Raw genomic sequence first — 3,189 nt, forward strand, 5'->3', positions numbered from 1 at the left:
ACAGCGAAAAAATGAGCCTAAAAAACCTGATAACGGCAATGATAACGACTACTCACCCTCATAATACCCATTTAAACGCAAAAAAATGGGGTTTTTAGCCATGTTTGGTGTTTTATGCATGAAAGTATAGTTGAGATAATAAAAACCTCTTAGAACGCAAATTAGAGCGTTTTAGCGAGTGTCTACGAGCGACACAATGAAAATTTGCTTATTCCCCCCTCTGAAAAACCGCTTTTGCTTTTTAAAACAGATGAATCGCAGATGTAGCAATGCTTTCAACGCTATATCTATACGTTTATCGACCCAAGTATTAGCGAGTGTCTACGAGCGAAGTATTGATGCTTTTGCTCTTCAAAAAGCATGAGCATAGCGAATGCATTATTAAGGCTTTTGCTTTTGCTTTTGCTCTTGAAAAGACACTAGCGGAGCTAGTGCCATAGCCTTTGATTTTGCCTTTGATTCTCTTTTTTAGCTTTTAAAAAGCTTTTAAAGACTTTTCGCCCCTCTACAGACCTTACTAGACATAGCTTTCAGACTTTAAAAAAGTACAAACGCCAAGTATTAAAGTACAAACGCCAAGTTAAAAGCACTTAAAAAAGTACAAACGCCAAGTTAAAAAAGTACAAACGCCAAGTATTAAAGTACACAATTAAACTTTGAACTTTTATTGATTAAAAGGTATTGTCTTAAACGATGTACTTTATTTGGAAAATACTATGGATTTGGATGTTAAAAAACACTATCCCAAAGACTGGATAGTTTTACAAAATAGAGTGGTTGAATGCTTTAGAGGTATGTCCCTTGATGAAAAGCGTTTATTTATCATGGCAACCCCTTTGGCAAGAACCACAAAAATATCAAGCAATGATCCTATTTTTATATCTTCGAGTGACTTTTCAAAGGAGTGTGGCATTGACTTATCAACGGCTTATACAGCTTTAGAATTGGCATCTGAACGCCTATTTACTCGGTTCTTTGGTTACACCAATGCTGAGGGTGACAGGGTAAAAATGCGTTGGCTAAACAAGGTGATTTATAAGGCAGGACAAGGCGGTTCAGAACTATATTTTACCGATGAAGTACTGCTATTACTTAGAGAGTTTGACGCCCTAAACCCTTATACCAAGTATAAAAAAGAGGTCGTTTTACGGCTTAAAAAAGACTACTCGCTAGACTTCTATCACTTGGCTAAGAAACACCAAACAATGGGCGGTTTTCAAATCAGCCTAGACGAATTATTTCAGCAGTTGGGCTTGCCTGAATCCTATCAAGACCTAAGCAACCTAAAAAAACGTGTAATTAAGCCATCACTGGACGAGATCACAGCCAACACCGACATAGACCTAAGCTATGAGAATGTGAAACGTGGGCGTTCCGTGGTTGGCTTTAAGTTCACTGTCAAAGAAAAACCAAAGCCCAAAGTTATAGAAACAGGACGAGATCCAAATACACCTGACCTATTCCACAAAATGACAGAATCTCAACTTGATACGTTTAGCAGTAAACTTTCAGAACTCCCTGAAGTGCAAAAGATGGCACATGCAGGCGAAGATATGAAACCATTTATTGCTCGTATTCGTTCGATGCTCAAAGACTCTGAAAAACAAAAAACGTTGCTTCCCCATCTAGCAAAATTAGGATTTAAATCGAAATGATGTTTGAGAAAAAAATTACTCAGTTTGAAAGGGAAGTTTTGCTACAAGAAAAAATTGAGCAGCTCGAAAACGAGCTTAAAGAATTTTCTGATCTTCAAAAAAAAGCATATAGCGATCGTCTGCAAAAAAGCATTGTCGGTTTAGAAAACCGAATTCAGCGCATGAAGAAATCGCTTTATACAAACTGAAAGTTTGTCGGGGTCGAGGGGAGGATTCCCCTCGCTCATGAACTTTTAAAACACCATAAGGGGTTTTAAAAGTGGAGTGAGTCCACTTCGCTATCGCAAAGCTCAAAAAGCTCTGCTATCGTGTGTTTTTTCGGTATCGGATTTCTCACATGTCATTTGCTATTTTGCGTATTCAAAAATTGAAGTCGTTTGCAGACGTTGGTGGCAGTCTTTCGCATAATTATCGCAATCGAGAAACGTTAAATGCCGATTCTGACCGCACACATTTGAATGAGCATGAGTTAGATACAAACGAAAAATGTATGACCGCTATTCGTGATCGTATTCCTGAAAAAAGACGCAAAGATGCGGTTTTGTGTATTGAACATCTTGTGACTGCATCACCAGAATGGGACGGCTGGGGAACTGAAAAAGAAACTGCATTTTTTGAGCAGTCGAAAAAATGGCTCGAAAATAAATACGGTAAAAATAATGTCGTCAGCACTACGATTCATAGAGATGAAACAACCCCTCATTTGGTCGCTTACGTTGTTCCAGTCGATGAAGCTACGGGCCGTTTAAACGCAAAAAAATATATCGGTGGATCTCGACATACACTTTCACAGATGCAGACTGATTTTGCAGTTGAAGTAAAAGATTTAGGATTAGATCGGGGCGTACAGGGGAGCAAAGCAAAACATACGTCTATCAAAGAATATTATGAGAAATTGAACAATTACGAAAATGAACCTGGTATTGAAAAAGGTCTCACTTACGAAATACCTGAACCTGAATTTCTTGAGTCAAAAAATACCTACGGTGAGAGAGTCGCAAACGCTATGATTGATCAGATATTTGATCAAATTGCACCACGATTTGACCGAGCGAATGCACTGGCTAGTCAAACCGAAAAATTAAAAAAAGAACTGTCTGATACAAAAAAAACACTTGATGAGGTTCAGCAACGAGCAAAGCCATATTTAGACATAATTAACGAGTATAACCATCCAAATCTTGAGAAAGAATTTAATAAGCAAGTTGCTAAATTAAAAGATAATTTTGATTCAGCACTTGAACATCATAGATTCCTAAAAAGACAGGAAGAACAAGAAAGATTTAACCAACAACGTGAACTTCGCAATCAATTACACTTAGAACAAGAACAGAAAAAACAACTGGCTGAACAAGAAAGGCAGGAAAAAGAACGTTTGGCACTTTTAAGACGTCAAGAATTAGAAAAACAGCGAAAAAATGAGCCTAAAAAACCTGATAACGGCAATGATAACGACTACTCACCCTCATAATACCCATTTAAACGCAAAAAAATGGGGTTTTTAGCCATGTTTGGTGTTTTATGCATGAAAGTA

At 37.6% G+C, this 3,189-nt stretch carries 3 protein-coding genes; all 3 read left to right on the forward strand.

Annotated elements, in window-relative coordinates; genetic code table 11:
• The first annotated feature begins 716 nt into the window (after positions 1-716).
• The 3 genes from FTV18_RS15455 (at position 717) to mobV (ending at position 3,126) form a co-directional block, all read left to right on the forward strand.
• Positions 717-1,655 carry a replication initiation protein gene (locus FTV18_RS15455; RefSeq protein WP_005080187.1) on the forward strand — a complete coding sequence of 313 codons (939 nt, stop codon included), beginning with the start codon at positions 717-719 and terminating at the stop codon, positions 1,653-1,655.
• Positions 1,652-1,843: a hypothetical protein gene (locus FTV18_RS15460; protein ID WP_063106445.1), complete on the forward strand. Its 192-nt coding sequence runs from the start codon at positions 1,652-1,654 to the stop codon at positions 1,841-1,843. Before FTV18_RS15455 ends, FTV18_RS15460 begins: the two co-directional genes overlap by 4 nt.
• Positions 1,844-1,992: 149 nt before the next feature.
• Positions 1,993-3,126: a MobV family relaxase gene (gene mobV / locus FTV18_RS15465; protein WP_171530389.1), complete on the forward strand. Its 1,134-nt coding sequence runs from the start codon at positions 1,993-1,995 to the stop codon at positions 3,124-3,126.
• Positions 3,127-3,189: the final 63 nt, after the last annotated feature.

This window comes from Acinetobacter sp. YH12241 (genome assembly GCF_013417535.1).
In the GTDB taxonomy this organism is placed as follows: Bacteria; Pseudomonadota; Gammaproteobacteria; order Pseudomonadales; family Moraxellaceae; genus Acinetobacter.

What these genes read in the sequence shown, in the direction of transcription:
- FTV18_RS15455 (WP_005080187.1), top strand. Translation starts at nt 717, where the DNA reads ATGGATTTGGATGTTAAAAAACACTATCCCAAAGACTGGATAGTTTTA.
- FTV18_RS15460 (WP_063106445.1), top strand. Translation starts at nt 1,652, where the DNA reads ATGATGTTTGAGAAAAAAATTACTCAGTTTGAAAGGGAAGTTTTGCTA.
- mobV (WP_171530389.1), top strand. Translation starts at nt 1,993, where the DNA reads ATGTCATTTGCTATTTTGCGTATTCAAAAATTGAAGTCGTTTGCAGAC.